The organism is Methanofollis liminatans DSM 4140 (assembly GCF_000275865.1).
Classification (GTDB): domain Archaea; phylum Halobacteriota; class Methanomicrobia; order Methanomicrobiales; family Methanofollaceae; genus Methanofollis; species Methanofollis liminatans.
Map to the genome: position 1 here is coordinate 2,008,771 of NZ_CM001555.1, position 25,536 is coordinate 2,034,306.

The 25,536-nt window shown below is 60.2% G+C and carries 23 protein-coding genes; 9 read left to right on the forward strand and 14 right to left on the reverse strand.

The window, feature by feature from the left end; translation table 11 throughout:
- Positions 1-95: 95 nt before the first annotated feature.
- From METLI_RS09890 to METLI_RS09900, 3 genes are read right to left on the reverse strand one after another with little or no spacing between them, the layout of a single operon-like run.
- Positions 96-1,127 carry a DUF1786 domain-containing protein gene (locus tag METLI_RS09890; protein WP_004039994.1) on the reverse strand — a complete coding sequence of 344 codons (1,032 nt, stop codon included), beginning with the start codon at positions 1,125-1,127 and terminating at the stop codon, positions 96-98.
- A gap of 3 nt (positions 1,128-1,130) precedes the next feature.
- Positions 1,131-3,257 carry an anaerobic ribonucleoside-triphosphate reductase gene (gene nrdD / locus METLI_RS09895; RefSeq protein WP_083838700.1) on the reverse strand — a complete coding sequence of 709 codons (2,127 nt, stop codon included), beginning with the start codon at positions 3,255-3,257 and terminating at the stop codon, positions 1,131-1,133.
- Positions 3,258-3,310: 53 nt separating this feature from the next.
- Positions 3,311-3,580: a glutaredoxin family protein gene (locus tag METLI_RS09900; RefSeq protein WP_004039999.1), complete on the reverse strand. Its 270-nt coding sequence runs from the start codon at positions 3,578-3,580 to the stop codon at positions 3,311-3,313.
- Between the two features lie 168 nt (positions 3,581-3,748).
- Between METLI_RS09900 and thpR the strand changes: the two genes are divergently transcribed.
- The 4 genes from thpR (at position 3,749) to METLI_RS12505 (ending at position 9,675) form a co-directional block, all read left to right on the forward strand.
- The gene (gene thpR, locus METLI_RS09905) at positions 3,749-4,297 is read left to right on the forward strand and encodes an RNA 2',3'-cyclic phosphodiesterase (protein ID WP_004040001.1); all 549 of its coding nucleotides are present in this window, start codon (positions 3,749-3,751) and stop codon (positions 4,295-4,297) included.
- Positions 4,260-5,657: a CCA tRNA nucleotidyltransferase gene (gene cca / locus METLI_RS09910; protein ID WP_004040003.1), complete on the forward strand. Its 1,398-nt coding sequence runs from the start codon at positions 4,260-4,262 to the stop codon at positions 5,655-5,657. The genes thpR and cca overlap by 38 nt, the downstream gene beginning before the upstream one ends.
- 96 nt (positions 5,658-5,753) lie before the next feature.
- Positions 5,754-7,253 carry a hypothetical protein gene (locus tag METLI_RS09915; protein WP_004040005.1) on the forward strand — a complete coding sequence of 500 codons (1,500 nt, stop codon included), beginning with the start codon at positions 5,754-5,756 and terminating at the stop codon, positions 7,251-7,253.
- Positions 7,254-7,482: 229 nt separating this feature from the next.
- Positions 7,483-9,675 (forward strand): PAS domain S-box protein, encoded by a 2,193-nt coding sequence (locus METLI_RS12505; protein ID WP_052311191.1) that lies wholly within the window; start codon positions 7,483-7,485, stop codon positions 9,673-9,675.
- A gap of 538 nt (positions 9,676-10,213) precedes the next feature.
- Here METLI_RS12505 and METLI_RS09925 read toward each other — a convergent pair.
- The 5 genes from METLI_RS09925 to METLI_RS09940 are packed head-to-tail and all read right to left on the reverse strand — an operon-like array spanning position 10,214 to position 12,028.
- The gene (locus METLI_RS09925) at positions 10,214-11,083 is read right to left on the reverse strand and encodes an ArdC family protein (RefSeq protein WP_004040009.1); all 870 of its coding nucleotides are present in this window, start codon (positions 11,081-11,083) and stop codon (positions 10,214-10,216) included.
- Positions 11,083-11,307, reverse strand: coding sequence for a hypothetical protein (locus tag METLI_RS09930; RefSeq protein WP_004040011.1), 225 nt, complete (start codon positions 11,305-11,307; stop codon positions 11,083-11,085). Before METLI_RS09930 ends, METLI_RS09925 begins: the two co-directional genes overlap by 1 nt.
- Positions 11,304-11,480: a hypothetical protein gene (locus tag METLI_RS13215; RefSeq protein WP_157203259.1), complete on the reverse strand. Its 177-nt coding sequence runs from the start codon at positions 11,478-11,480 to the stop codon at positions 11,304-11,306. The genes METLI_RS09930 and METLI_RS13215 overlap by 4 nt, the downstream gene beginning before the upstream one ends.
- Positions 11,468-11,767 (reverse strand): hypothetical protein, encoded by a 300-nt coding sequence (locus METLI_RS09935; protein WP_004040016.1) that lies wholly within the window; start codon positions 11,765-11,767, stop codon positions 11,468-11,470. The genes METLI_RS13215 and METLI_RS09935 overlap by 13 nt, the downstream gene beginning before the upstream one ends.
- Positions 11,768-12,028 carry a hypothetical protein gene (locus METLI_RS09940; RefSeq protein WP_004040018.1) on the reverse strand — a complete coding sequence of 87 codons (261 nt, stop codon included), beginning with the start codon at positions 12,026-12,028 and terminating at the stop codon, positions 11,768-11,770.
- A gap of 137 nt (positions 12,029-12,165) precedes the next feature.
- Here METLI_RS09940 and METLI_RS12845 point away from each other — a divergent pair, with 137 nt between their 5' ends.
- Positions 12,166-12,315, forward strand: a complete 150-nt coding sequence (locus METLI_RS12845) for a DUF2080 family transposase-associated protein (protein ID WP_157203260.1) — start codon at positions 12,166-12,168, stop codon at positions 12,313-12,315.
- 691 nt (positions 12,316-13,006) lie between these two features.
- Positions 13,007-13,789 (forward strand): HEAT repeat domain-containing protein, encoded by a 783-nt coding sequence (locus tag METLI_RS09950; protein WP_004040024.1) that lies wholly within the window; start codon positions 13,007-13,009, stop codon positions 13,787-13,789.
- A 522-nt stretch (positions 13,790-14,311) separates the two neighbouring features.
- Here METLI_RS09950 and METLI_RS09960 read toward each other — a convergent pair.
- Together METLI_RS09960 and METLI_RS09965 are read right to left on the reverse strand one after the other, a co-directional pair.
- Positions 14,312-14,512 (reverse strand): hypothetical protein, encoded by a 201-nt coding sequence (locus tag METLI_RS09960; RefSeq protein WP_004040030.1) that lies wholly within the window; start codon positions 14,510-14,512, stop codon positions 14,312-14,314.
- Between the two features lie 30 nt (positions 14,513-14,542).
- Positions 14,543-15,046: a hypothetical protein gene (locus tag METLI_RS09965; protein ID WP_048104211.1), complete on the reverse strand. Its 504-nt coding sequence runs from the start codon at positions 15,044-15,046 to the stop codon at positions 14,543-14,545.
- A 100-nt stretch (positions 15,047-15,146) separates the two neighbouring features.
- Here METLI_RS09965 and METLI_RS09970 point away from each other — a divergent pair, with 100 nt between their 5' ends.
- Entirely contained in the window at positions 15,147-15,389 is a 243-nt protein-coding gene (locus METLI_RS09970) for a hypothetical protein (RefSeq protein ID WP_004040035.1), read from the forward strand.
- A gap of 202 nt (positions 15,390-15,591) precedes the next feature.
- Here METLI_RS09970 and METLI_RS09975 read toward each other — a convergent pair whose 3' ends face one another.
- On the reverse strand, positions 15,592-17,064 hold the full coding sequence (locus tag METLI_RS09975; RefSeq protein WP_004040037.1) for a DUF4062 domain-containing protein: 1,473 nt from the start codon (positions 17,062-17,064) through the stop codon (positions 15,592-15,594).
- Positions 17,065-17,385: 321 nt separating this feature from the next.
- Between METLI_RS09975 and METLI_RS09980 the strand changes: the two genes are divergently transcribed.
- Positions 17,386-18,312: a hypothetical protein gene (locus METLI_RS09980; RefSeq protein WP_157203261.1), complete on the forward strand. Its 927-nt coding sequence runs from the start codon at positions 17,386-17,388 to the stop codon at positions 18,310-18,312.
- Positions 18,313-18,353: 41 nt separating this feature from the next.
- On the forward strand, positions 18,354-19,406 hold the full coding sequence (locus tag METLI_RS09985; protein WP_004040041.1) for an ATP-binding protein: 1,053 nt from the start codon (positions 18,354-18,356) through the stop codon (positions 19,404-19,406).
- A 49-nt stretch (positions 19,407-19,455) separates the two neighbouring features.
- Here METLI_RS09985 and METLI_RS12510 read toward each other — a convergent pair whose 3' ends face one another.
- The 3 genes from METLI_RS12510 to METLI_RS10000 form a co-directional block, all read right to left on the reverse strand.
- Entirely contained in the window at positions 19,456-20,268 is an 813-nt protein-coding gene (locus METLI_RS12510; protein WP_157203262.1) for a PKD domain-containing protein, read from the reverse strand.
- Between the two features lie 5 nt (positions 20,269-20,273).
- A complete protein-coding gene (locus tag METLI_RS09995; RefSeq protein WP_157203263.1) occupies positions 20,274-22,049 on the reverse strand; it encodes a hypothetical protein in 1,776 nt (591 codons plus the stop codon).
- A gap of 65 nt (positions 22,050-22,114) precedes the next feature.
- Positions 22,115-25,399, reverse strand: coding sequence for a DUF3821 domain-containing protein (locus METLI_RS10000; protein WP_004040051.1), 3,285 nt, complete (start codon positions 25,397-25,399; stop codon positions 22,115-22,117).
- Positions 25,400-25,536: the final 137 nt, after the last annotated feature.

The window sequence follows — 25,536 nt, forward strand, 5'->3', positions numbered from 1 at the left end:
CAAGGACACCAGACGTGATATGAAAAATAATAAAAGCCGATACTATATAAAATGAAGGGCTTTTGGCCCACCAGGATAAAAACAGAACTCATTTATTACACTAAACCGGCGTTTCTCCTCTTCCAGATCTCGATGAGCCCGAAACAGCCGGTCAGCATCATGTCGCCAGAGGGGGCGGCCTGCCATGCGCCCGGCAGGAGATGCTGCCGGTTCGGGCCGGTGACCGCCACCGGCGTCTTGCCGACCGCCTCCCGCACCGCCGCACCGTGACCCCCGTCGTCGAAGACCTCCGCATTCGTCAGCCTCCCCTCCTGAAGTTTTCTGATATAGCCGGTCAGTCTCTCTGTGTCCAGAGCGGCGGTGTGGTGTTCGAAGATCCCGCAGACCTGGCTGCCCCTGAGGGTGAAGCAGAGGGTATGGCCGTTTCCGGCGTTGACCAGGGTGATGCCGTCCTCGAAACGGTCAGCCACCCATGGATCGAGGAGGGCGCCGATCGCCGCCGCCGGGCCGGTGTCGGTGACGAGAGCGCCCGGCGCTGCCGCCAGCACCGCCTGCATCCGGCTCATGGAGGGGTGCGGGGGATCCGGGGCGAGGGCAAAGAGGTCCCAGTCCCCGGCCTCAAGGAGTGAGGTGAAGACAGAAAAGCGGTGGACGCGGTTAGAAATGTGGGGGGAGAAGCCGTGGTCCTGCACGGCGATCGCCACCTGCCCGGGATACTCGACACCGAAGAGGGAGAGGGCCGTCCGCAGTTCACTCTCCATATAGTCGGCGGTCCGCACCACGGCAGCGCCATCGGGTGCTTCCTCCGTTATGACGACACCAAGCGCCCGGACGCGCTCCGGGTTGTCATGGATCGTCAGCGCCGCAGAGGGCGTCGCCGTCACCCTGAGACCGGCGGCGAGCGCCTCCCTGACCGCGGCGACGCTCCCTCCGCCGCCCATGCAGGGGCCTTCGAGGTGCACCGGCCTTCCCGCAGTCGCCGCCCCTCTGATTGCCCGGCCCACGACGACTGTCGGGGAGGGGAGGACGAGTTTTGTTGAGTTCTCGATCGGCTGTGCGGGATCGTAGACGAGGACGTCCTGCGTCCCCCGACCGATATCGATGGCGAGGATGCGGCCGTCACCCATGGTTCAGGCCTCTGTCGGGGCGTCGACCTCCAGCTGCCCGGGCACCTTGCGGCTGCCGTGGTACTCCTTATACCGTTTCAGGGAGACGGTGAGGTCCCGGGTGAAGGCGAAGTAGCCGATCTGGGTCTTCTTGCAGAGATTCATCGCCATGTCCATCAGGCCGCGAGGGTCGGGGCGGGCCTCGCCGAGCCAGATATGGAAGATGTTGCCGCCGTCGACGATCGGGAAGAAGACGTGCTCGATCTCCATCCGTTTTGTGAGCGGGACCGGAGCGCCGGGCGCCACATGGGTGCCGTTCGTATAATAGACCGGGAGGTCCCGGGTGGTCCCGCATTCGGCCACCGCAGTCTCGACATCGCCTTTCATCACCGTGAGGGCGGCCGTCCTGAACTGCTCTTCGATCATGTCGGCGACGGCGAAACGCTGCCCTGTCGTCTCGGCAGGGGTGCGGGCGAGGGCGATGGTCATCCCGGTCCGCTGCGAGATCTCACGGGCGTAGAGTTCCAGTTCGGTCATCGCCCGAACCGCCATACGGAACGCCGCCTTCGATTCATGGAGCTGGCTGCCCGTGTGGTGCTGGACCATCTCGTTCACGCCGACGACGCCGATCGTGTAGACGAGGCCGGTGAGGTCGACGGCCACCTGCCCGCGCTCGCCGGTGTTCGGGTCTTTCGGACGCTGCATCGCAAAGGGCATCCGGCCGTTCGTCCGGATCGTCTCCATCCAGCGTCGTTTGATCGTGAAGACCTCGACGGCGACGTCCATAAGGGCCTTCAGTTCGGCAAAGAGCCGCTGATCGTCCCCTTCGGCCCTGAAGGCGGCGCGTGGACAGTTGATCGAGACGACCTGCCATGAACCCATAGAGAAGTGCTTTCCGTCCCTGAAAAAGAGTTTTTCTTCAAATTCAGAGTCTTTATCGAAGGTAGCGGAAAACTGATACGCGCAACATTGATAGCACGAGATCCCGTTTCCGGCCCCGCGGTACGATGGGAGCTGGTTGTCGTAATAAGGGGTGCCGAACTTGCTTGCCAGTTCGAAGGTGAGGAGATAGAGGTCGCGGTAGGTGGGAAGGTCGGGGTGATCCCGGTTGAACTCTTCGTCCTCGTCCATGAAGTCGGGCTCGATAGAGACTTCGGGCTTGGGGAAGGAGAAGGGCTTGCCCCAGGAGTCCCCTTCGAGCATCACCTCCATCATTGCCTTGAAGAGGAGGCGGACCTCCCGTTCGAACTCCCCATAGGTCCGTTTCGGCGCCTGCGTGCCGTCCCAGACCTTGCCCTTGTAGACGCAGGGTTTCTCTTTCCAGAGGGAAGGGACGCCCGGGGAGAGCTGGACCGAGGAGAAGACCAGCTGCCCGCCGCGGGCGACCATCATCTGGGTCATCTCGTAGACGAACATCTGCATCAGCTGCTTGATCTCGTCATAGGCCAGCCCTTCGAAATACGGGGCCATGAAGGTGAGGAAGTTGTAGTAGCCCTGCCCGCCGGCAAAGTTCGTCTGGGCGCTCCCGAGGGCCTTGACGGCGTGAAGGACGGCGACCTCGGCGCGTTTCGCCGGACCGGCCACGCTCGCCTTCGTGCCGTTGCCGTCGGGCATCAGGCCGTAATAGAAGAAGTAGCGGAGGTCCCAATCTTGACAAAACGGTCTGGATCCGAAGTATTCGAGGTCGTGGATATGGAGGTCGCCGGCAAGGTGGCGGTCGGCGAGCTCGGGCGGGAGCTGGAGGAGGTACTGCTCCTTGGAGATCTTGTCGGCCTTCTTCTTATGCGAGGTCTCGGCGTTTTCCTGCAGGTTGGCGTTGTCGTGCGCTTCGAACCCCCGGCCAACGTCGATGAGGTGGGCGTCGAAGACCGGGGTGCCGACGCGGGTGCAGACATTTCTATACTGCACCATCCCCTGCTCAAGGAGGGTTATGTTCACGATCTCCCTGATCAGGGGACCGGAGAGGGCGCGCAGACCCAGTTTTCTGATCCGGTCCTCGACCGTCCGGGCGATCTCTTCGGCCTGCTCATGGGTCGCCCCTACATACCCGTAAAACTCCTCGACAAGCCGGGTCTCCTTCACGATCTGGGCGACGATCCTGGAACGGTCCCAGTCGAAGATATGCCCCTCGGACGAGCGGACCTTCGGCATGGGGGGAACGAAGACGCCGTCAAGGGTCGCCTGCTTCGTCTGCCGGTCCACGGTCACTCACCCGCTGCAATACCGTCGATAACGTCTTCCCGCACGCGGCCGCCCGCAAAGAGGTCGGCGGAGGTGTAGAAGTCGTCTCCCAGACGCAGGACCGGCGCCTCGTTCACAAAGACGCCGTTCACCCGCAGCTCGGTCAGGTTCTCCGCGGTGGACATGTCCTGCTCCTCATAGGAGTGGCCCTTTGCCGTGAGGCAGGCCTTCAGGAGTTCGCAGTTCGGGCAGAATTCAAGGGTATATATGATAAAACGCAGGTCTTCAGCCATGGATACTCTCCCGCCATCCTCGGCTCGATGCCGATATCAGCCCATAACTATCGGGATGATCCCATATGGATTCTTCCCGGACAGAATGCAACACCTTGCATGTGAGAACGCATGAAGGTTGTGCTTTTGCGATGATGATTTTAACTCTGGCGGCGATACCATGCAGATATGGTGAGGGCTTTTGTCGCGATCGAACTCTCTGACGCCGTCAAGGAAGGGCTTGGACGTGCGCAGGAAAGGTTGCGCACCGTCGGTGGTCGGCTGAATCTGGTGGACCCCGCCCTTGCGCACATCACTCTCAAGTTTCTCGGCGATGTTGAACCGGAAAACCTTGAGCGCGTGAAAACAGCGCTCCTCAATATCAGAGGAAGCATCTACGATCTCACGCTCGTCGGGGTGTCGGGGAACAACCTCCGGCGCCCACGGGTCGTCTGGTTCGAGGTGAGGGACGGCGGCAGAACGGCACGACTCGCCGGGGCGGTGGAGGAGGCCCTCTCCCCCCTGGGGTTCGAGCCGGAGAGGCGCAGTTTCACCGCCCATGTCACCCTTGCACGGGTGAAGGAGTTCGATCCCTCGCTGTCCGGAACAATCGCAGCGATCGCCGGCATGGAGGCCGGAACCTGCACGATCGACCGGATCGCCCTCAAGAAGTCCACCCTGACACCGCAGGGCCCGATCTATGAGACCCTGCTGGAGGTGCCCCTTGGCGCGGAGTGAGAGGGAGGAGGCGGTGCTCGACCAGATCAGACCGCAGGCCGCCGAGCAGGAGGAGATCCAGGGAGTTGCCCACGAGATCATCGATGCGGTGAACGCCTCGGGCCGCGCCGAGGCGATGCTCGTCGGTTCGGTGGCACGCAGGACGTGGGTGCGGGGGGACCGCGATCTCGACATCTTCATGCTCTACGACCCGGTCCTGACGAGAGAACAACTCGAAGAGCAGGGGCTTGCGCTTGCCAGGGATATCGCACGACGTTTCGGGGATGAGTGGCGGGAGAAATACGCCGAGCACCCGTACATCAACGCCACGATCCAGGGACTCGACGTCGATCTGGTGCCCTGCTACCGGGTGGCAAGCGGGGCCGAGATCAGGAGCGCAGTCGACCGGACGCCCTTCCACACCCGGTATATCAGGGAGCGGATTGCCCCTTTCGTCGACGATGTCCTGCTCCTCAAACAGTTTGCCAAAGCAGGCGGGGTGTACGGCTCAGACCAGATGACCGAGGGGTTTGCAGGCTACCTCTGCGAACTCCTGATCCTGCACTACGGCGGGTTCCTGCCCCTTCTCCGGGCGGCCGCTCGCTGGAAACCCGGGCTTTTCATCGATATCGAGGGGCACGCCGCAAAGACCTTCGAGGAGCCGATGGTCGTCATCGACCCGGTAGATCCGAAGAGAAACGTCGCGGCCTCGGTCTCCCTATCACAGATGTTCTCCTTCGTGGAACTTTGCCGCGGCTATCTCGACACACCCTCGGATCTCTTCTTCTTCAGGCCGGCAAGAGAGCCCCTCACGCAGGAAGCGTTTGCCGCTCTCGTGGCCGGGCGGGGAACCTGCCTCTACGCCATCACCTTTGCGACGCCGCCGTTTATCCCTGACGTCGTCGTTCCCCAGCTGAGGCGGAGCCTCGAAGGTGTGCGTGCCCTGCTCGAACGCTCGGGGTTCCCGGTGAACCGGGCTGAAGAGGCGATGGGCGAGGAGCGGTGCATGCTCCTCTTCGAGCTCTTCTCCGACCGGATGCCCGCGGTCGTCCGGCATATCGGCCCGCCGCTCTGGAGCCGGGAGAACGCCGAGAAGTTCGCCGGGAAGTGGCGGAAGAGAGAGCGTTTCTCCGGCCCGTACATCGAGGACGGCCGCTATGTCGTCGAGGTGGAGCGGCGCTACACCGGTGCGGCCGCCCTGCTGGCGTCGCCCGAGGCGCTCGGTGTCGGCCTGGGCAAGCACGTGAAGCGGGCGATGGAGGAGGAGTGGACAGTGCTCGAAGGCGAGGCGTGCTGGAGTCTGGAGTTTGCTCTGTTTCTCACAGAGTTTCTGCAGAAGGAGTCCCCGTTGAGCCAGATATTGCAGGTAGGCAGGCGATAATCAGATAAATAATATTATATATTATCAACAGGATATGTCGGCACAGATGGCCCGGCCGATCCTGATCGGCGCGGAAAAGCCGTCCGGTGATCTGCCATGTCTTTTACCGAATCGGAATATACCAGACTCCTGTATCGGCGCCAGTTCATCCTCGGCCCCCGCTTTGTAGAGAGGCACGGGACCTGGAAGAGGCATGCCGTGGCCGATGGCCTCTGCCTGACGGCCCACCCCGACCTGCCGGTCACGGTGGCAGAGAGCGGGAACCGGAAACTTCTCCTTCTCGGATACCTGCTCGATCCCTATCACCCTGATCAGGATGACGCCGCCATTCTGCAGGGTATCCTGGAGGAGATCGTCCGGCCGACCGACATCTTCCAGGGCACCGCGACGCTCGGCGGGAGATGGGCCCTCATCTATGCCGATCCTGACGAGACCTGGCTTCTGAACGATCCGATGGGGCTCAGGCAGGTCGTCCATACGACCGATGCCCTCCCCGACCTCTGGTGCGCCTCCCAGCCCGGCACGATTGCCGAAGAGCTGGGCCTGGACCCCGACCCTGAGGTGATGGAGCGACTTGTCGGGGCACCCGAATACGGCGAGGCCCTCGAATACTGGTGGCCGGGCGATCTTTCCCCGTACAACGGCATAAAACACCTGCTGCCGAATCGCTACCTGGACCTGAAGAGGCGCAGCGTGCATCGGTTCTGGCCTGACCGACGATTGGAGCGGATCCGCACCGAAGAGTGCGTCAAGAAGTGCGCAACCGTCCTGCATGGCATGATGGAAAGCGCCGCAAAACGGTTCGACCTGGCACACACCGTCACCGCAGGCTGGGACTCGAGGACCGCTCTCAGCGCATGCAAAACGGTCAGCCCGGAGATCTTCTATTTCACGATGATCTATTACAACAAAACCGTAAAAACGCCGGACATACAGGTTGCCAGGGATTTGATCACCGGGCTCGGGCTGGAGCACCACCTGATCCTCTGTCCGGACTCGATGGATGCGGGGTTTGCTGAGATCTACAGGAAAAATGTCTGGGGGGCGCATGAGGGCTGGGGGGCGATCGCCCGCGGGATGTACGACCACTACCCGAAGGAGAGGGTCTGCATCAAGGGCAACGGCAGCGGTATGCTCAAATGCCGGTACAGGCAGGGATGGGACCAGGCGTGCACCGGGGAACTGCTCGCAGATCTGGCAGATATAGGGCCGATGAAGAACAACGAAATGACGATCGAGCACTTCGACCGCTGGCTTGCTGAGGCACAGGAGGTATCTGCCCGTTCGGGGATCCATATCCTCGACCTCTTCTACCAGGAGCAGCGGATGGCGCGACGGCAGGGGATGAGCCAGCTGGAGTGGGACATCGTCCAGGAGGTGCTCGTTCCCTGGAACTCCAGGGAACTGATCGCCGCCGGATTCTCGGTGGAGGGGCGGTGCCGGGGATCGCGGCACCCCCTGATCCAGCACGGGATCATCAGGGCGCTCTGGCCCGAAGTCCTCGCCATGCCGGTAAACCCGCCACCAGGCATAAAAGGCGTTGCCGCGGCGCTCCTCTGGCAGGCCAGACTCTGGCCCTTTGACCGGACGTTCTGATAGAGGGAATGGAGGTGTTCGCGGGATCATCGCCAGGGTTGGCTGGAGAGGTGAAAACTGCGAAAGGTCATAGGTGCTTCTTTAATGAGCGGCCGTTCTGGCCGGGTTTTAGAAAAAGCAGCTCAATATTTTGACACCCTCAAAACATCTGATTCTTATCGCCAGATACTATTATTCCGTTTTGCTGAGACATTCATATATGAACGGCACCGGCTCTCCCCCGCCATCATTGTCAGTCCTCTATGTCGACGACGAGCCTGCCCTCCTTGAGATCGGAAAACTCTTCCTGCAGCGGAGCGGAGATTTTGTGGTCTCCACCTGCGAGAGTGCACCAGATGCGATCCGGCTCCTCTCCGAAGCATCATTTGACGCCATCATCTCGGACTACCAGATGCCGGGGATGGACGGGATCCAGTTCCTCCAGCACCTCAGGCAGCATGGCAATACAATACCCTTCATCATCTTCACCGGAAAAGGCCGTGAGGATGTGGTGGCCGAGGCACTCAACAGTGGCGCCGACTTCTATCTCCAGAAAGGGGGCAATCCAAAGCCCCAGTTTGCTGAGCTTTCCGATAAGATCCGGTACGCTGTTGCCAGACGGCAGGTTGAAGAGGAGATCCGCCAGCAACGAGATGATCTTGCCGTGGCCCAGCAGGAGATCAGGGAGTCGGAGGAGCAGTTTCGGCAGCTCTTCGAGAGCATGGACGAAGGGATGGCTCTCCACGAACTCGTCGTGCTGGAGGGAGAAGAACCCGAAGACTACAGGATCCTGGCGGCGAACCCTTCTCTTGAACGGATCCTGGGGATCGATCGGCAGTCCATTATCGGGAAACTGAGCAGGGATGCCTACGGAACAGATGAACCCCCATATCTTCAGAGGTATGCCCGGGTTGCACAGACTGGCATACCTGATTCCTTTGAGACCTATTTCCCCCCGCTTGACAAACACTTCAGAATATCGGTTTATTCTCCCAGGAAAAACCAGTTTGCCACGATCTTCGAGGATATCACCGGGAGGATACAGAAGGAGGAGGCGCTCCGAAAGAGCGAAGAAAAGTTCAGAAACCTCGTGGAAAATCTCAACGAAATATTCTACGTCCTGGACGAAAATGCCACTATCACGTATATCTCCCGAAATATCGAATCGATTGGCGGCTATCCCGCCTCCAAGGTGATCGGGAGGCCTTACATCGACTTCGTTCACCCGGAAGACAGAGCCGGGCGAATTCTGCAGTTCAGGTCAATCCTCTCCGGCAGCAACGAGCCGACCGAATATCGCTTTCTCAAAGCAGATGGCGGATCTGTCTGGGTGAAGACGGCTGCCCGCCCGATACTCAGGGAGGGTCGCGTCGTCGGCATTCAGGGCATGCTTACTGATATCACCAGCCTTAAAATGATGGAGGCGGGGTTGCGGGAGAGCGAGGAACAGTACCGTGACCTGGCGGAAAATGCCCCGATCGGCATCCTCACCTGCGACACCGAGGGGCGTATCACCTACGTCAACCAGCGTGGGCTTGAGATCCTCGGATCGCCAGGGGAGGAGGAGACCCGCAGGATCAACCTCCTGACCTTCCCCTCTCTGGTCCGGATCGGGTTTGCAGAAATGCTTCGAAAAACCATGGATTCCGGCAGGCCCATCCCTGCCATTGAGGGAGAATACTGTACTAAGTGGGGAAAAGCAGCCTATTATCGCGTACACTTCTCACCCATTCTCTATCAGGGAACGATAACCGGCGCCCGGATCATCCTGGACGATATATCCGAGCATAAAAAAGCTGAAGGCGCCCTCAATAAGGCAAACAAGAAACTCCAGCTCCTCTCAGGGATCACCCGCCACGATATCCTGAACCAGATCATGGTAATCCAGGGATACCTCGATCTTGCAAAGGATGTGGATAAAGACCCGGCACTCTCAGAGTTTTGTGGGTATGTGGGCAGGGCGGCGGCAGCCATCCAGCGGCAGATCGAGTTCACCCGCGAGTATGAGCAACTGGGCCTAAAGGAACCCACCTGGCTCTCCCTGGGCGGCCTGATTGAAGAGAGCGATGATCCCCGCCTTCCAATCAGGCATGAATGCCGCGGCATCTCAATCTATGCTGACCCGATGATAGAGAAGGTCTTTTCGAACCTGATGGACAACACCATCCGCCATGCCGAAGGGGCAACCGGCGTGCAGATCAGGTGTTCAAAGAGCGGATCCGCCCTCATGATCACCTGGGAGGATGACGGCCCCGGTGTCCCTGATGATCAAAAGGGGCGGATCTTTGAACGTGGGTTTGGGAAGAACACCGGCCTTGGCCTCTTCCTTGCACGCGAGATCCTCGGGATCACCGGGATTGCCATCGCTGAGACCGGGGTGTATGGGGAAGGGGCGAGGTTTGAGATGCTGGTTCCAGAAGGCGGGTACCGGATCGATGCCTGACCTCATCCCCTCAGGATCGTAGGCAGGGTTTCGCCTGCTTCAATTCCAGGGGCCGCGGATCCGCAGACACCTCGGGCATGAGGGACAGTCGGTGCCGGGATGAAAGTGAGAGTATAAGAAGGGAAAATATGTTTTTCGCCAGGAATTTAAAGATAATAGTAAACGCCGGGGGGGCGAATCGCCAAAATAAAGGAAATTCTCAATTCTTTTCAAAAATTAGCCCTCTTACCCCTCACGACCCTGATCGTGATCTCGCTCCAATGACGTTAATTTTATGCGCGCCTTCAGGCGAACGATCGAGCACATCGCCGGCCGGTCGTGCTCGCTCATTCTTCGCGTCGTACCACCTCCCTCTTCGGTGGAGGGCCGCGTATCTTGACGCCCGCCCGGCCCTCGCTGCCTCCTCCCTCCCGGGCAGCAATCACGATAGTAACCCTGGCGGGCAAAGGCGGTCGATGCGCCGCGAGCCTGCGAGCAAGCATGGACCGCCGGCGGGGGTGGGTGGTGGGTAGAGCATCACCGGGCCCCCCGGGCCCGGTCATGGTGAGCACAGCGCCAGCGTCGAAGAAGAAGAGGCCGGGACGAATCCCCCGGTCAGAAAATCCGCCGCCCGCTGCGCATCCGTCGCCGCCCGCACCACATCGGCCGCCGACCCCTTCCGGATATGCCCGAGCCACCCGGCGATATAGGCCGCCGTGTTCTCCTGGAGCGGCGGCGTATCGATCCCGCACATCGCACACAGAAACGCCGCCCCCATCTCCGCCGTCAACTCCTCCCGGGAATACCGCTCGCTCCCGAACCGCACCGCCTCCGTGATCCCCTCCCGGTTCAGCCGGTGCGCCGCCCCGCTCCAGTGGGTGAGTTCATGAAAGAGCGTCGCATAATAGGCCTCCGCCGAGGTGAACCGCCCCGCCGGCGGCATCAGGATCACATCCCGCCCCGGCGCATAGGCCGGCTCCCCCGGGAGGACCCGGGGCTCGTTCTGCCTGAGGATCCCCTCACACGACGCAATCGGCCGCACCTCCCGCCCCTCGGGCACCGTCACGCCCTCGCACTGTCCGATATGGAAGACCTTGTAGCACCGCACCAGGGGCCGATCCCGCAGGCCCCGCACGAGCACCTCGTCGCCCTGGTCGTTCACCTCCCGGCGGCACTCCTCCATCGACCAGAAGACCACCATCCCCGCGGCCCGCTCCCCCCGCCGCACATAGCCGCCCATCTGCCGCACCTGGTTATAGGTCCCCCACCAGGGCGACCCGGCCAGGAGGATCCGGTTGATCCCCCGGTACGGCCGGCCCGTGAGGACGTTGCAGGGGGTCATCCCCTGCCAGGTCTGCCGCCACGGCACCGTGCCGGATGCAAGAGAGGAGAGGATCCTCTCCCGCACCTGCTCGTAGACCGACGCCATCAGGGCACCTCGATGATCTCGGTTCCCCGCCGGGCATGGGCGGCGCAGGCCTCCAGCCCGAAGACCGCCACCATCCGCTCATAGTGCCGGCGGATCCGGGCCGCCTCGTGCCGGCAGGCCGCCGCCTCCCGCTCGCAGGCCTCGGCCCGCCGCTCCAGGGCAGAGAGCCGCTCACGGTCCCCGGCCGGGGTCATGGTGTCGTAAATGGTGGGGGAGGGCGTCACCGCCGCCACCTCTTGAAATCGAACTCGGCGCCGCACTGCCCGCACCGGACCGCCCCCCGCCTGATCATACAGACGTTTCCGACCGCATCGCACCGGGGGCAGCGGCCGGCGAGGACCGCCCGCCGCTCCTGGATCTCTGTGATCGTCGTCCCGGCCATCCTCACCACTCCCACTTGATCCGCTCCCCGTCCACCGGGCACTCGTAGTAGTCCGCACCCTCCACCCGGTCGGTAGAGCCGTAGGAGAGGACCGCCCCGCAGAGCGGGCACCGCGGCACCCGCCCGGCGCCGTGCACCTGGGCGAGCGTCCGGCACCCGGCGTTGTAGTCCGGGCGGGGCACCACGGCGGCCGCCGGGCCGGTCTCGTAGGGCGAGGGGACGATAACAAAAGAATGATGAGCGGGGAGGTCAAACACTCCCTGCTCTTCATGGGCCGTGGTGGCGTTTGTGCGTCCAAACATTCACGCCACCTCGAAAACTGCCGCTTTTGCGATCTCGCCTGCGACCATCCGCAGGAACTGCGCCCGCACGACCGTATAGAGACGGTCGGCCATGTGAAAGTTCACCGCCCGCCCCGAGGCGCTCGCCAGGGCGTAGCCGTGCCGCTCGCCGTCCTCGCCGACAAGCATCGTCTCGTTGAAGGCGAACCGGCCGAGGTCGTCGATCTCCACCTGAAGGCGCCCATCTGAGAGGGCCAGCCTTCCCGCTTTTTTGAAGGTCATTTTTCGATTCCTCCGGTGAGCGGCCTTCCGCTCACTATTATAGTATAGGCCGCAATAGTATTTAAATGTATTTACAATGTATAAACATAGTATATTTTTTAGATATCTATTAATGACACAACGTTGAAACTATGATAATGGATCTCATCGAAGTCTCGATCAGGGGATATGAAGTGCGGGAGAAGACTGTCACCAAGACCGGGAACAGCGGCCACGTGATGGTGCCCCCTTCATGGATCGGGAAGCGGGTCAAAATTATTCTGCTCGATCCCGTTGAGGAAGAGTGATCCCGCTCTCCCGTCCAGGGTCCAATCGCAACGACTGCCCCCCTGAAAGGGGGGAGGAGGCCCGAAGGGCCGGGCGGGGGTGATGCCTATCGCCGCGTGCGGCGGTAGGGGGCACAGCGCAGCGTCCAGGAGCCGGGAGGCGTGCCCCGCAGGGTGACGCCTCCCGGCGGTTCTCAGCGGAGCCGGCACGGGCCGAGCCTGGGCCGCGAGGTCCGTGCGGGCGTACACCCGCACCAGAACACGCACGAAACGAGGCGGTGATGGCCGGTGAGCCTGCATCCTTGCGAACCGGTCATGCCCGCCGGCCCCACCTCATCCTGACATCACAATTGAGCACTGATATGCGCAGATCACATATCCGATCACATAAACGAGGGGATATGTGATCGATATGTGCAGATCACATAGCGGATCACAAACCCCGGCGTTCGCTCCCGCCCGGCAGGTAGCGATACCGGCTGCCCTTCCCCACGCCCTCGCGGACAATCGCGGGCTCTTCGTGCTGCACCTCTTTCATCACCCGCACCACCTGATGCCGGTCCAGGTGTGCGATCTGCCGGATCTCCGCCGCTCCCCCTCGGGATGAACCGGACGCGAACCAGCACATCAACCGGGTTGCAAACCACAACCCTTATGATCGCGAGCACCCATCTCCTTTTTCAGAGGTTAATTCTCAAAATGGGGAATCAAAATGCCTAAAAAACACAAAATCGATCGTGTCGCACTTCTGATTGAAGCCCTCTCGGCGCCGTCCCTGCGGGTGCGGTCCGTTGCCGTGCGGGGGCTTACCCCCCTCCGGGATGCACGGGCAATCCGACCTATCATTGAGTCTGTCAGGGGGCTTGAAGACGAATGCGAAGATTTCATCCCTCCCTTCATCAGCGAGGTCATGATCGCTCTCGCCTCCTCCGACGACAGAGGGGCCCTCATACCATTCTTCACCACGCTTGATGCCTCATTTGAGGACCTCCACCCGATCGTCTGGCATCTAACACAAGAGGACCGCTCGGCGATCCTCAGTCTGGCCGAACTCTATGAGGATGATATCGAACCCCTGAAACAGATCCTGTTCGGTCCGTATTCCGATTACACAAAAAATTGTGTCATCAATATCCTTGCAGAAACCGACACGTATGAGGCAGACCACGCCCTCATCGAGGTGCTCCAGGACCGGGAGATGGACGACTATCTCGTCACCGAGGCGGCCGATGCACTGGGCAGATCGAGGTGCAGGGACGCATTCCACCCGCTCTGCGCAATCCTGATCAACAAGACGGACATTTCCGACGATACCCGGAGTGCGGCGGCGGGAGCACTCGGGCGGATCGGCGATCCCCGGGCAATCGCCCCCCTTGTAGCGGTGCTGACCGACCCGGACGAAGATCGACACTCCCTGACCTATGAATTCGCCATCGATGCACTGCAAATGCTTGTGGGCAACGGCCAGGAGATCGAGGAAGACGGAGAAAATTGAGGAAATAACGCCATCTGAGGGGGATGATGAGGTGTTCAGGGTTCTTTGTGAAGCAGATTACACCTCCGATCTGGATAGCGGGCACGTGCGGTGCAGGCCCCGGGGCGCTGCTGGAGGTGATCTCAGATGTGCATCGGTGCGGGGAACGCTCTGCCGATGCCTATGAAGCATTCGAGTCGATAATTGAAGCGATGGAGAAACGGTCTGAGTGAGGCGGCCTCCCCGGAATGCCTCTCCATACCATTCCAGATTTCTCCTCAAATTCGCGCCAATTTCCGCCCGTTTTCCCGCCCTCCACCTCTCCCGTGCAGATGATCCCCTTCTTCTGGACCATCACCTCCTCAGGCAGGGCACGTACATCCAGTGGAAACAGAGGCATTTCTCCTCAATGGGAGATTTTACCGCCATTTTAGCGTTTTTAAAAACGGAGGCCAAATCATAGAGTAATACCCGTCCAGAATCGAAAATAAGGCCCATAATGGCCGCTTTAACCACGAGAGAGGGATCGAAATCCCCCCTCCCTCACCGCTCATCCCACGCAGACGACTCCCGCCCGGCGATCGAATCCCGGGCAAAGTCGAACTTCTGCGCCTGGTCCATCAGGTCGATGCCGGCATTCCGGCGGGCCCGGCGGTCCAGGGCGTCGGCGACGGTGGGGATCGCGGCAACCGCCATCCCCACGACCGACACCCCGGCGACGATCACGGTCGCATCAATCGGCATGATTCACCCAGAAGAGGGGGAAGATCCCCCTCAGTTCAGGGCCGCGACCCCGTCCGCCCAGGTCTCGACGGTCGCAAGAACGGCGTCGTCCTCGTACGAGGTGATCCGCACGCTCTCGCGGGCCAGAGCGACGTAGTAGGTCTCCCCGCTCGCGTCATGGCACTTCAGCTGGCAGCTGAAGGCGTCGGCGTCGGGGTTCCGCACGGCGTCGCCCCCGAGCGCGGTCTCGAGGGCCGCGTCGTTGAGGACGGCGGTCGCCGCTGCGTTGAAGGCGGCCATGTCCGGCGCCTTGACGGTGACGGTCCCGACGACGTTGCCCTCGACGTCCTCGTAGTTCACCCGCAGGGAATAGGACTCGCGGTTGCGCTCGACGCCAGGATGGGTCGAACCGCCCTGCACGTACTCCACACACCCGAAGGGGTTGTCGGCGATCACGCCGGCGACGATCGCCTCGAAGGTCGCAATGTCTGCGATCGGGGCCGGGATCTGCCGCACGGCGGTCTTGGTGTTGCTGGTCTCGACAAAGTCTGCCATAGATTTCTCCTGCCCGTATGCTCCCAGGTGCATCTCAGGCACACAGTAATATTACCTCAAGTAATATTAATCTACCTTGACCGCCCATGTTCTCTCGACCATGGAGGAGAGGAGCACCCGGGAACTGGTCATCGAGACCGCCCGGGACGTGAAATGGATCTGCCGGACCCTGCGGAGGATGGAGGAGGAGGGGACCTGCCGCGAGGAGCGGCTCCGTGCCCTGGAAGGGTGGCAGAGCGAACAGGTGGGCGAGAGCCGGCGGGATCGGCAGATCGCCGCCGGGGCCGGCGGGATCGTGGGCGGGGCGGTGGCTATCGTGCTGCAGATGTTTGGGTGGGGGTGAGGGGTTACCCCGTTGCCCCGGGCACCATCACGCACTGATCACGCAGATATCCGCATCCTGCCGTGGTGACCTCTTCGGCGATGGCGACGTCGTTGTTTCGGGATGCTCCTGCTCGCCCGTCTAGAGACAGGTGAGGGCGTCGCGGAAGGAGGCGACACCCCGCCCCCGCGCAAGACGCTCACGCTCGCCGACGGCGCTCATCTTAACCGCCGATAATCTCCCAACGGCCGCCTTTCCTTGGACCTACCCGTTTGAGCCGACCGGCCTGCTTCAATTGCCGGATCTGCCATTCAATCCCTTTCGGCGTGATACCGATCTGCTCTGCGAGCTCTTTTGTACTGATGGCCGGGTCGGCTGCGATCAGGGCCAGCATTTTTTCCCTGGTGTTCTCCCTAGTTTCTTCCCTAGTTTTATCCCTAGTTTCTTCCCGAGTTTCGCCGGCACCTCTGTTCTGGACCCGGCGGATGGTCGTCTGGAACCCGTCGCTGACGGCGAACGCCGGCTCCGGCAGACCTGCCTCGGTGCAGCGCCGGATCATGTCCCGCGTCCCTGTGCCCATCCGCTCGATATAGCCGGCGAGATACATCGGTTCGGCGAGGAGGGGGTTCGCCGGCACCGAGCCATGGGCCTCCCGGAGTTTTTCGAGGGTCAGGGACGGCGGGAGGGTGCCGGGGTTCCAGACTTCCAGGCGGTCGGCGAAGAGCATCACCTGCACGCTGCCGTTGCTGGTGTAGTCGCGGTGGGCGACGGCGTTGACGATCGCCTCCGCCACCGCCTCCTTCGGGATCTCGTAGCGGACCGGCGCCTGCGGACCGGCCTCGCGGGTGCCGACCGAGAGGGCGATCTTGCTTAAGACGAAGTCCACCGCCGCATCCACGAGATCGAAGACCGTGCCTTTGTAGACCTGGTAGGACGGGATCGGTTTGGCCACCTCGGTGCCGTGGAAGTGGGCGCACTTGATCTCGGAGGAGATCAGGAACCGTTGCGGCCGGTTCCCGAAGAGGAGGACCGCCGCGTTTGTCACCTTTCCGTCGTCGAGGAGGTTCAGGTGCGCCAGCAGTTCATGAGGAGAAGCGTCCCCGGCGAGGGGGAACCGGCGGGTCGCTCTGGCCGTGCGGATGAACCAGGCCATCCGCTCAGGGTCCAGGTCTCCGGGCATCGCCTTCATGCACGGGGCCGCGTCGAAGGGGCCGGAGCGGATGAGCTGTTTCTCCTCGAGGTACTCGACGAGCGCCGCATACAGCCCGGCGACCAGTTCCGAGGGGGTGTTGAACCGCTTCCGGATCAGCCCGGCCTCTGCCCTGCCGATGAGCGCACGCATCTTCGGGTGACGGGCGGCGTCGTCCGTGCCCCTGACGTAGATGAGCCGGTACTTGCCTTCGGTGGTGGCGAGGTCGAACTCCCGTTCGGTCGGCGAGAGCCCTCCGGCGTTTTCAGAGCCGTAGTCGTTCCCGAAGAGTCCGACATAGATGTCGCAGCGCCTGACCTCGTCGAGGTACAGGTCGTCGGTGCGGCGGTCGGCGGCCGGGACGTCCTCGAAGAGGAAGACCTCAAAGAACCGCCGCATCAGTGCGTCGCCCCGCAGGTAGTCGCGGAGGGCCGCCCGTTCCCCGGCGAACTCCTTCTGCACGCTGCTGATGAAGATGCGGACGGGGGTGAGGGCGAAGGGGGGCATATCTGTTTCGGGTGGTGCATGCGTTCATTTATAGTGTTCGGAGGGGGTGTGCCGCATGACGGGGCCGGGCAGGCGGTGGCGATCGTGCTGCAGATGAACGGGCAGGGGTGAAGAAGGCCGCTCTTCTAATATTCAGATCTTCGAACCAAACTTCAGTAGGAGTGAAAAATACTCTGCAAATACCGGGTTGATTATTTAATGAAACCCATCCAGCAACCAGATAAGGCATCAAAAATATCAAAACGACAATATTATTTATTCTCTCGATAAGCACCTTTCATGTGTCCTTCTAACCCCTCAAAAGTCATAATGCCAAAAAACATGGATGATCTGTTCAAACACGTCACCGAAACCAGAGAGAACACACAAAAAAAAGAAACGTGGGAGTCGTTTCTTGAGAGGTATTGGTCAATTCATAAAATCGATCCGGATCAGTTGTTTTGCAATATCCAGTTTATCGGGAGCATACAATCAAGAAAGAATATGTATTTTTGTTATGAGTACGGAGCCCTCTACCTCCTATCAACTGGATTTAAAGAGATCACCAGGCCAAACATCGTCATGAAAGAAGAAGTCGAAGAGCTTGCTGACTTCATCTCAGATACCAGGCCCCTTAAAGCCTTTTCATTAAGCCAACTGATGGATGCGATGTGCGGCCATACTTTTTCATCAGAAAGGATCTCAGAGGCATTGGCGTTAAACCGGACTGAAACATTGAGGGACGACCCGCTTTATCTGTTGGTGATGAATGCGTGCTATGTGCTGACGGCCCTCAACAGGTTGTCCCTCGATAAAGTCGGAAGAGGCGTTATCTTCTCAAAGAAAGTGCGTAAGGACCAGCATGCAGACGACACCGATATCTATGCAGGCATCAGATATGTCGGGAAAATACGGGATAAAACATGGCTTTTCGAAAATCAAAAATTATACTTTACGATCCAGATGAATCTCTTCCGGGGGAGTATCGTGCCATACATAAAGGAGGAGATCGAGTATCTTCAAAAATTTGTAACACAATATCCTGTTGGTGAACGAGTCATCATAAATGATATCGTGGGCGATTTTGATTACTCCAAACGATTCCAGAAGATCTATACCCAGATCGAATACCGCAATATTAGAAATGACCGTGATGATAGGGATTTCTTTGTAAGCAGGATAAAAAACAGTCTTGAAGTGGTCGAATATCTCGCTCATTCTGTAAAAGTGAAAAAGGAAGGCAGGAATAGAGTATTTGAACGGATTTGACGGCTGACTGAAAGATATCAATACTCCATGGAGCAAGACCCTTGACTGTAAAAATCTGGCTTGGCAGCCTGGACGAACTGAATGCATGGGATGAACCGGTCTTCTGGACCCCTGAATCAGAACAAAACCCTCATCTGTTGATATCCGGGGCTTCAGGATCGGGAAAGACAGAGACCCTGAAGGTGATCTGTGAGGAACTGAATCGTCAGAATATCCCCCTGCTGATCTTTGATTTCCATGACGATTTTCTGGGGTTTGGATCGAATATTGTCAATGAAGATAAAATCCGGATCCATCCCCTGCAGATCCTCGTCGGCGAGAAACCGAAGGATGTGGTCTATAAGGTCTCATCCATCATCAGGCACACCTTCAATGGCATCACAGATGTCCAGGAGGGGACGTTGCGAGAGGCAATGAGGTTGTTTTACACCGATTCCGGGATCGATGATCTCAACAGACCTCTCGCGACCGAGACCCCCCTGCTGCCATTTTCGCAGTTTAAATACTATATTGAGATGACATCCTCAGAACAGCGTACGATGAACAGTCTGAAGATAAAACTGGACATCCTCTTTGATTATGAATTGTTCCAGGCATCTGGGGATGCTGTCAATTTCGACTCGCTTCTGTCGTCATCGACAGTGTTCCAGTTGAAGAATGCTCCAAGTGACGATGTGAAACAGATCGTTGCCGATTTGATGATCAACAAATTGATCCAGTACTCCTATCGCCTTGAAAAGACCAACACTGTACGATTGTATTGTATCCTGGATGAAGCCCACAGGATGACCTATAAGGGTTCCCCGATCGATACCCTCTTTCGGGAAGCACGGAAATATGGCATCGGTGTTATTTTAGCATCGCAGCGGGCGATCGATTTCAATGAGACGCTTCTTGCAAATGCGGGCACGATCATCACCCTGAAACAGAATCTTGTAAAGGATGCCGGGTATATTGCGAAGAATAAATGGGCGGACAAGCAGGTCCTGCTGAATGCTCGCCCGGGGTGTGGGTTTATCAAACGGTCAAGTGAGAACCGGGCAAAGCAGATTCAGGTCGTTCCGCTCGGCGAGAGGGCGAAGAACCAGATTTGATCTTTTTTCAGGAGTGGGATCCAGGGAGGGTGGATGTGCAGGGTTTTGCTCACCCCACCATCCCGAACCACGCCCCCCGCAGCCCGACATTATACTGGGCGATGAAGAGGGCATCCCCGACCTCGATCGCCCCGTTCTCGTGCACGTCGGTCTGCCGGAAGAGATCAGTCCCGGCCACCGGTGCCCCCTCCAGCCCGACGACCACCCGCAGCACCCGGAGGGTGTCGGCCTGGTTCACGACGCCGTCGTCGTTGGCGTCGCCGAGGAGCACGGGAAGGACGTCGATCGTCCGTGTCGCCGTATCCTCCCCGCCGTTGACCGAGAGGGTGACGGTGTAGATGCCGGCGGCGGTATAGGTGTGCGACGGGTGCTGCACCGCCGCCGTCCCGCCGTCGCCGAAGGTCCAGGACCAGGATCTGGCGTTCGTCGAGAGGTCGGCGAACCTGACCGTCAGGGGTGCGACGCCCAGGGCGGGCGAGGCGGTGAACGCCGCGTGCGTCCCGGTGGGATCGAGGGCGCTCGCCGGGGCGGTGAGGTCCAGGCGGACGACGGCCCCGGGGGAGAACGCCAGCGTCTCGGCGGCCGCCTCCCCGTTCACGGTGAAGGCGACGGTCGCCCCGGCCGTCTCGCCGCCGATGATCAACCGCTCATCGAAAGTGCCGGCGCCGCCCATCACGCCGTCCTGGTCCAGGGTGATCTGCCCGCAGACCGCCCCGTCGATCAGGGCGGCGACGACCGTTCCGGCCGGGGCCGGAGTGCCGCCGCAGGTCACGGTCCCGTAGACCTCCTGCGGGAGGGCGGGCACGGCCGCGGCCGGGAGGGCGAGGAGGAAGAGCAGGAAGAGAAGGCAGACGGTCTTCATCTTCATCACGCCCCGATGGCGGCGAGTGTGCCGTCCTCTGTCATATACAGCCAGTAACCCTTCGCCGGGAGCATCCAGCCCGCGTCGCTGTGATCGCCGCTCCCGCCCCTGATGATCGAGGTCTCGTAGGTCTGACTCTCTGCGTCAAAGCCCATCAACACCGACCAGGAATTGCCGAGGGATAGGAGGGCATCGCGTGCCGCAGTAGGTCTTGTGTCAGAGAACCCGATCGCGTTCCACCCGACCGCAAGAGCGCGCTCGGGCGGCGCCTGCGGGGTACCGGTGGCATAGGAGAGGGGGATGTCCACATCTGCCGCCGCGTAGATCCAGTAGCCCTCCAGCGGGCGGATCCGGTCGGTGGGCTTCAGGGGGATCCAGGATCGGGTGGGGGTATCGTAGCGGAAGATCGAGTGACCTGCCGTATCCACCCCGGCGAAGATCGCCGTGGTGTCCTTCCCGATGGAGAGGGTCTTTGGTGTGGAGACGAAGTTCCAGCCCTGGGAGAGGGGGATGGAGGTTACCGGCGGGGTGGCGGGTGAGGTCTCTGAGAGCGAGACATTCAGCCGGTAGTCGCTCCCGACGACGACGGTATCGTCACTCCTCTGAAAACTGTGGAAGAGGAGGATGTCATCAGCCCCGTCGCCGGTCGGCACCGTGCCGGTGAGGTTGACGAGCACGCTCACCTCTGTGTCGGACTGATACGCAAGGTCCCACCCGGCGATCGAGAGCTGGTGGTTCCCGACCGTCTGGTAGGTCTGGAAGTTCGGCACACCGTCGATCGCGATGTTATAGGACCAGACCGGGTCATCGATCCCGGTGGCGAAGACCAGGGAGTGGGCGGGGGGGAAGGTATAATCACGATAAGAACCTTCGAGGCGGATCTCGCCCTCAAGCCTGAATGCACCGCCGGCAACGATGTTGGCGAGCGGGGGGTCCACGTGCAGGCGCTCGATCTCGTAGTTGCCATCGAGAGAGGGGCGCGGGTGGGAGAAGCCGTAGAGTTCGAACTGTGCCGTGGCAGCGGGTTCCCCACCCGGAGCGGTGACGTTCAGGGTGTAGCGCCCCTCGGTCATGCCGGTCGAGTCCACCGGGAAATGCCAGTATCTGATGTTGTCGGTCCCAGACACCGTCACCGTCCCGTTTCGGGCCGGCGCCGTCTCCCCTTCCAGGGTGAAGGCGTAGTGCAGTTCGGTGCCCTCAGGGAGGCAGGCCGAACCCGAGACGGTGAAGGTCTCGCCGACGTCGTAACTGCCGACGGCGTCGATCCTTATCCACTGCACGGCGGGATCGAGCACCTCAAACGAGAGGCGGATGTAGGTGTCGTCGCAGTTCGGCGAGTTGAGCATATCGCAGAGGGCGGTGATGGCTTCGGAGGCGGCCAGGCTGCCGAGGTCGACACCCCACCCCCAGTCATTGACGATGCTGAAGTCTGTGGTGCTCCCCGGGGAACGAGCATAGACATCGAAGACGCCATTGGTCATCGGGTGCTGGACGACCAGATAGCACTGCCCGGCAGGAGGGGTCAGGTCGCCCGGGACGGTGTACGAGAAGGTGCCGTCGTCTCCCACGGTGGCGTTTACCCCGAGCAGGCGGTAATTTTCACCGGTTACCCAGATCTGGACCGCCTCTGGATCGTCCTCTACAACCCCGGAGACGGTGATCTGATCCCCTAAGACGACGGTGGCCTGGAGGGTATCGACTGAGATATAGGGGGACTGTATGATTGCCGACCCATTTGTCTCTTCAACCTCTTCCCATTGTGCCATCGCAGGTAGCATCATACAGCACCCGGCGATGAGTATCACATAGACGGTAATGTTTGTTTTTGATCGCATTTTCATCTCCATCACGCCCCGATGGCGGCAAGGGTGCCGTTACCGGTCATATACAGCCAGTAGCCCTTCGCCGGGAGCATCCAGCCTGAATCGCTGTGATCTCCGCTCCCGCCCCTGATGATCGAGGTCTCGTAGGTCTGACTCTCGCCGTCAAAGCCCATCAGCACCGACCAGGCACTCCCGAGGGAGACGAGCGTATCACGGGCTGTGGCAGGTTCGGTGTCAGAAAAGCCGATGGCGTTCCAGCCCGTCGTCAGGGTGCGGGTTGCCGGAGCCTGTGGCGAGGCGGTGGCGTAGGTGAGGGGGATCTCCGTCGCCGTCGCCGCGTAGATCCAGTAGCCCTCGAGGGGGCGGACCGGGTCGGTGGGCTTCAGCGCCGCCCAGGCCCCGGTCAGGGTGTCGTAGCGGAGGATCGAGTGGCCGGCCGTGTCCACCCCGGCGAAGATCGCCGCGGTGTCGCTCCCGGCGGCGAGGGTCTTTGGCGTGGAGACGAAGTTCCAGCCGGAGGAGAGGAGGAACGCCGTGCTGTTGTAGGCAGGAGGCCCAACCACTGATCCTCCACCTCCACCTCCTCCGTCACCCGGGGAGGTCAGGTTGATCATGAACGCACTCCCCGGTATGGGCGTGCTGCCCCCGGCCAGCTGGGTGATGCTCTGAATGGTGACGGTTTTTAGCCCATCCACCTCAGGGACGGAGGGATCAGATGTCGGATTGATAGCATGGCACTGGGCCATGAGATATACGTCCACGTCCACACCGGCTGGATATGCGAGATCCCAACCATTGATCGTGATTATCCCGTAATCAGATCGGGACATAACATCGTTGCCATTGACCGCAATCGTGTAACGAATCGGATCATGGAAAATAACACGTTCATACTGTAGGTTGCCGATCTGGAGTGCATCCCCCGAAGAGAACGGTGTTCCATTCTTATCTGCAGGGTTCATGGTTGCAAGGACGGTGAACAACTTCGATGAAATATCAGTCTGGAATGGCTCTGCGACAGAGGGGTACACGAATGCGCACTCGACTCCATAATCTGCCGATTCAGGATAGATCGGCTCTGATCCACCATAGAGTGTGAAATTCAAACGGTCCTGCACAGCCCCGTCCTGACTTGAGAGCGTGACAGCGTAATCGCCCCCTTCAAGGGTTTTAAGGTCCAGGCTAAATTGCCAGGGATAGTATGAGAGTGACTCTATTATGGTGGATCCCGAGGTACAAACCGCTGTACCGTTATAGGGTGTCACCGTCCATGTGAGAGGCGTTCCGACGGGATAATTGGAGTGCCCCATGAATGTGATCGTTCCGTCATCTATCCGTTCATTCTCATTTTCATTTAAAAAATTCACATCGAATCTGATGTATCTGCTCTCCTCCACATGGAATGACACCATGGCCGCGGTATCGTCGCAGGAGGGAGAGAACACAGCATCGGTAACAGCCTGTGCTGCATCTATCGGCGAGAGCGTGGCGAGATCGGTGACCGTCCCGTCCGCCTCGATGATCCAGGAGTCGGTGAGGTTCTCGGGGTGGAGGGGCCGCACACCGAACTCGCCATCCCCCATCGGGTGCTGGGCGATCACATAGTAATCCCCTGAAAAGTTGATGGTGTCCTCGGACTGCAGGGAATATGACCACTGGCCGTCCTGATAATAAGAGAGGTTCGAGCCCTGTTCTCCCATGACCCGACAACCCTCTCCGAAGATCCACATCTGCACAGCGGGCGGATTGCCGGTCGCCTGTCCGCTGATGGAAAGAGTGCCTCCCTGACTGATGCTCACATCGTTGACCGAGGCAGAGATGAATGGCTTTTTCAGGATGATATCTGCGGTGCAATAGACGACGCCCTCAAGGTGGTCGGCGTCCACCGGCGCCCCTGTATCATCGGTAGCCGCACTCACCGCATACACCCGGCACGTCCCTTCATCCAGAAGCGGTGCAAGGACAGAGGTGTCCCATCGATATAGATATGAGTCTCCCCCTTCGAGGAGGCAGACGGTGTAATGACCGTCGGCCGCATGGGCGCTGACGTTGTCCAGTGCGATTCCCGTTGCGATGGCGATCTCTGGACTGGTCAGGAAGAGGTATACGGCCCTGGTATCGGTATTGGTGACTGACAGCCTGATCTCGTCACCAACATAATAGACGCCGCTCCCTTCGGCGGTGAGGGTGACTGCGCCCCTTTCGACCGTGACCGTCACCTCATCACATCTGGTGGTATCTCTCGGGTCGAGGACCTTGATCGTGAAGATCTGTCCGTCGTCGGTGGCGGTGGTGAACTCGATAGAGCGGGTGCCACCATTCGAGGAGGTGGTGAAGAAGGCAGCGGTACCGGGAACATATGCGCCGCCGACGATCGCACGCTCATTGTTGGCGAGGGTGTCAGCAGCGGGGTCAGATGCGAGCGCAAAGGCGACGTTGGTGATGGTCACACTGGGTTGACCCGGCTTGATGGTCGGGTACTGGTTGGCCGCCGCTAGGCTGGCGTTCTTGATGTACAGGTAGTAGTCCGTCTTGAAGTCGCCGGTGATGGTCACGACGAAGGGGTAGTTCCTGACGACGTTCTCCTTGTTGGAGACGATGGAGATCTCCTTCGTGGCAACGGAGAAGATCACGACGTTGGAGTCGGTGGCGTAGTCGGCGAAGCCGGTGGGGGTGGCCCAGACGGCGTTCGTGGTGTAGGTGCCTTCCTCAAGCTGGCTGATGTCTATGTTGCGGTAGTACGTCCTCGGGGCGTTCAGCGGGAGGCCCGTAAAGTTCTGGACAAGACCTGCAGCGTCGGGAATCTCATGGATGATACCGCCGCCGGGCGTGACGATCCTGACATTCACGGTAGCGACATCCGCACTGATGAGGAAGGTGCCGACCTCGGTTGCATCGAACCTGAAGGCGATGGGCGTGTTCTTGGTCACCGTCTTGCCGGCGATAGATGCGCTGAGGTCGTTTTCGAGGCAGACGCCAAAGTATATCTCAGGATTGCGGATGTAGATCTTCTTTGCTGTGTCTCTCATGAGGTAATAGGTACCATAATTACCCTGCATATCGATCTGGGTCAGGTCGAGGTTTGCCGCGTTGGCGACCGGGATCGAGAAGATCATTCCCTTTGTGGGGTCGTCATCAAAATACATCGCGAGCTGATCCCCGTCCTCCGCAATTCCCGAGAGGTCGAGGTCAGCCTCATAGTCAAACACCGTATCGCCGTTTCCAATCGCCCGGCCCGCCCCGGGCGCCGCCATGAGGCAGAGCCCGACGAGCAGGACGAGTATGGCAGTTCTCCGTTCAGGCACCATATGCATCCGTCCTTCATGCACGGGACAGATCGGCCAATCGAAAATACGGTGGGGGATCCGGGGAGATGGCGGGCCGGAGTGTTCTCCGGGCCCGCCGGGGGTTTTCTCCCGTGCGCAGGGGATAATTATCTGCCCCC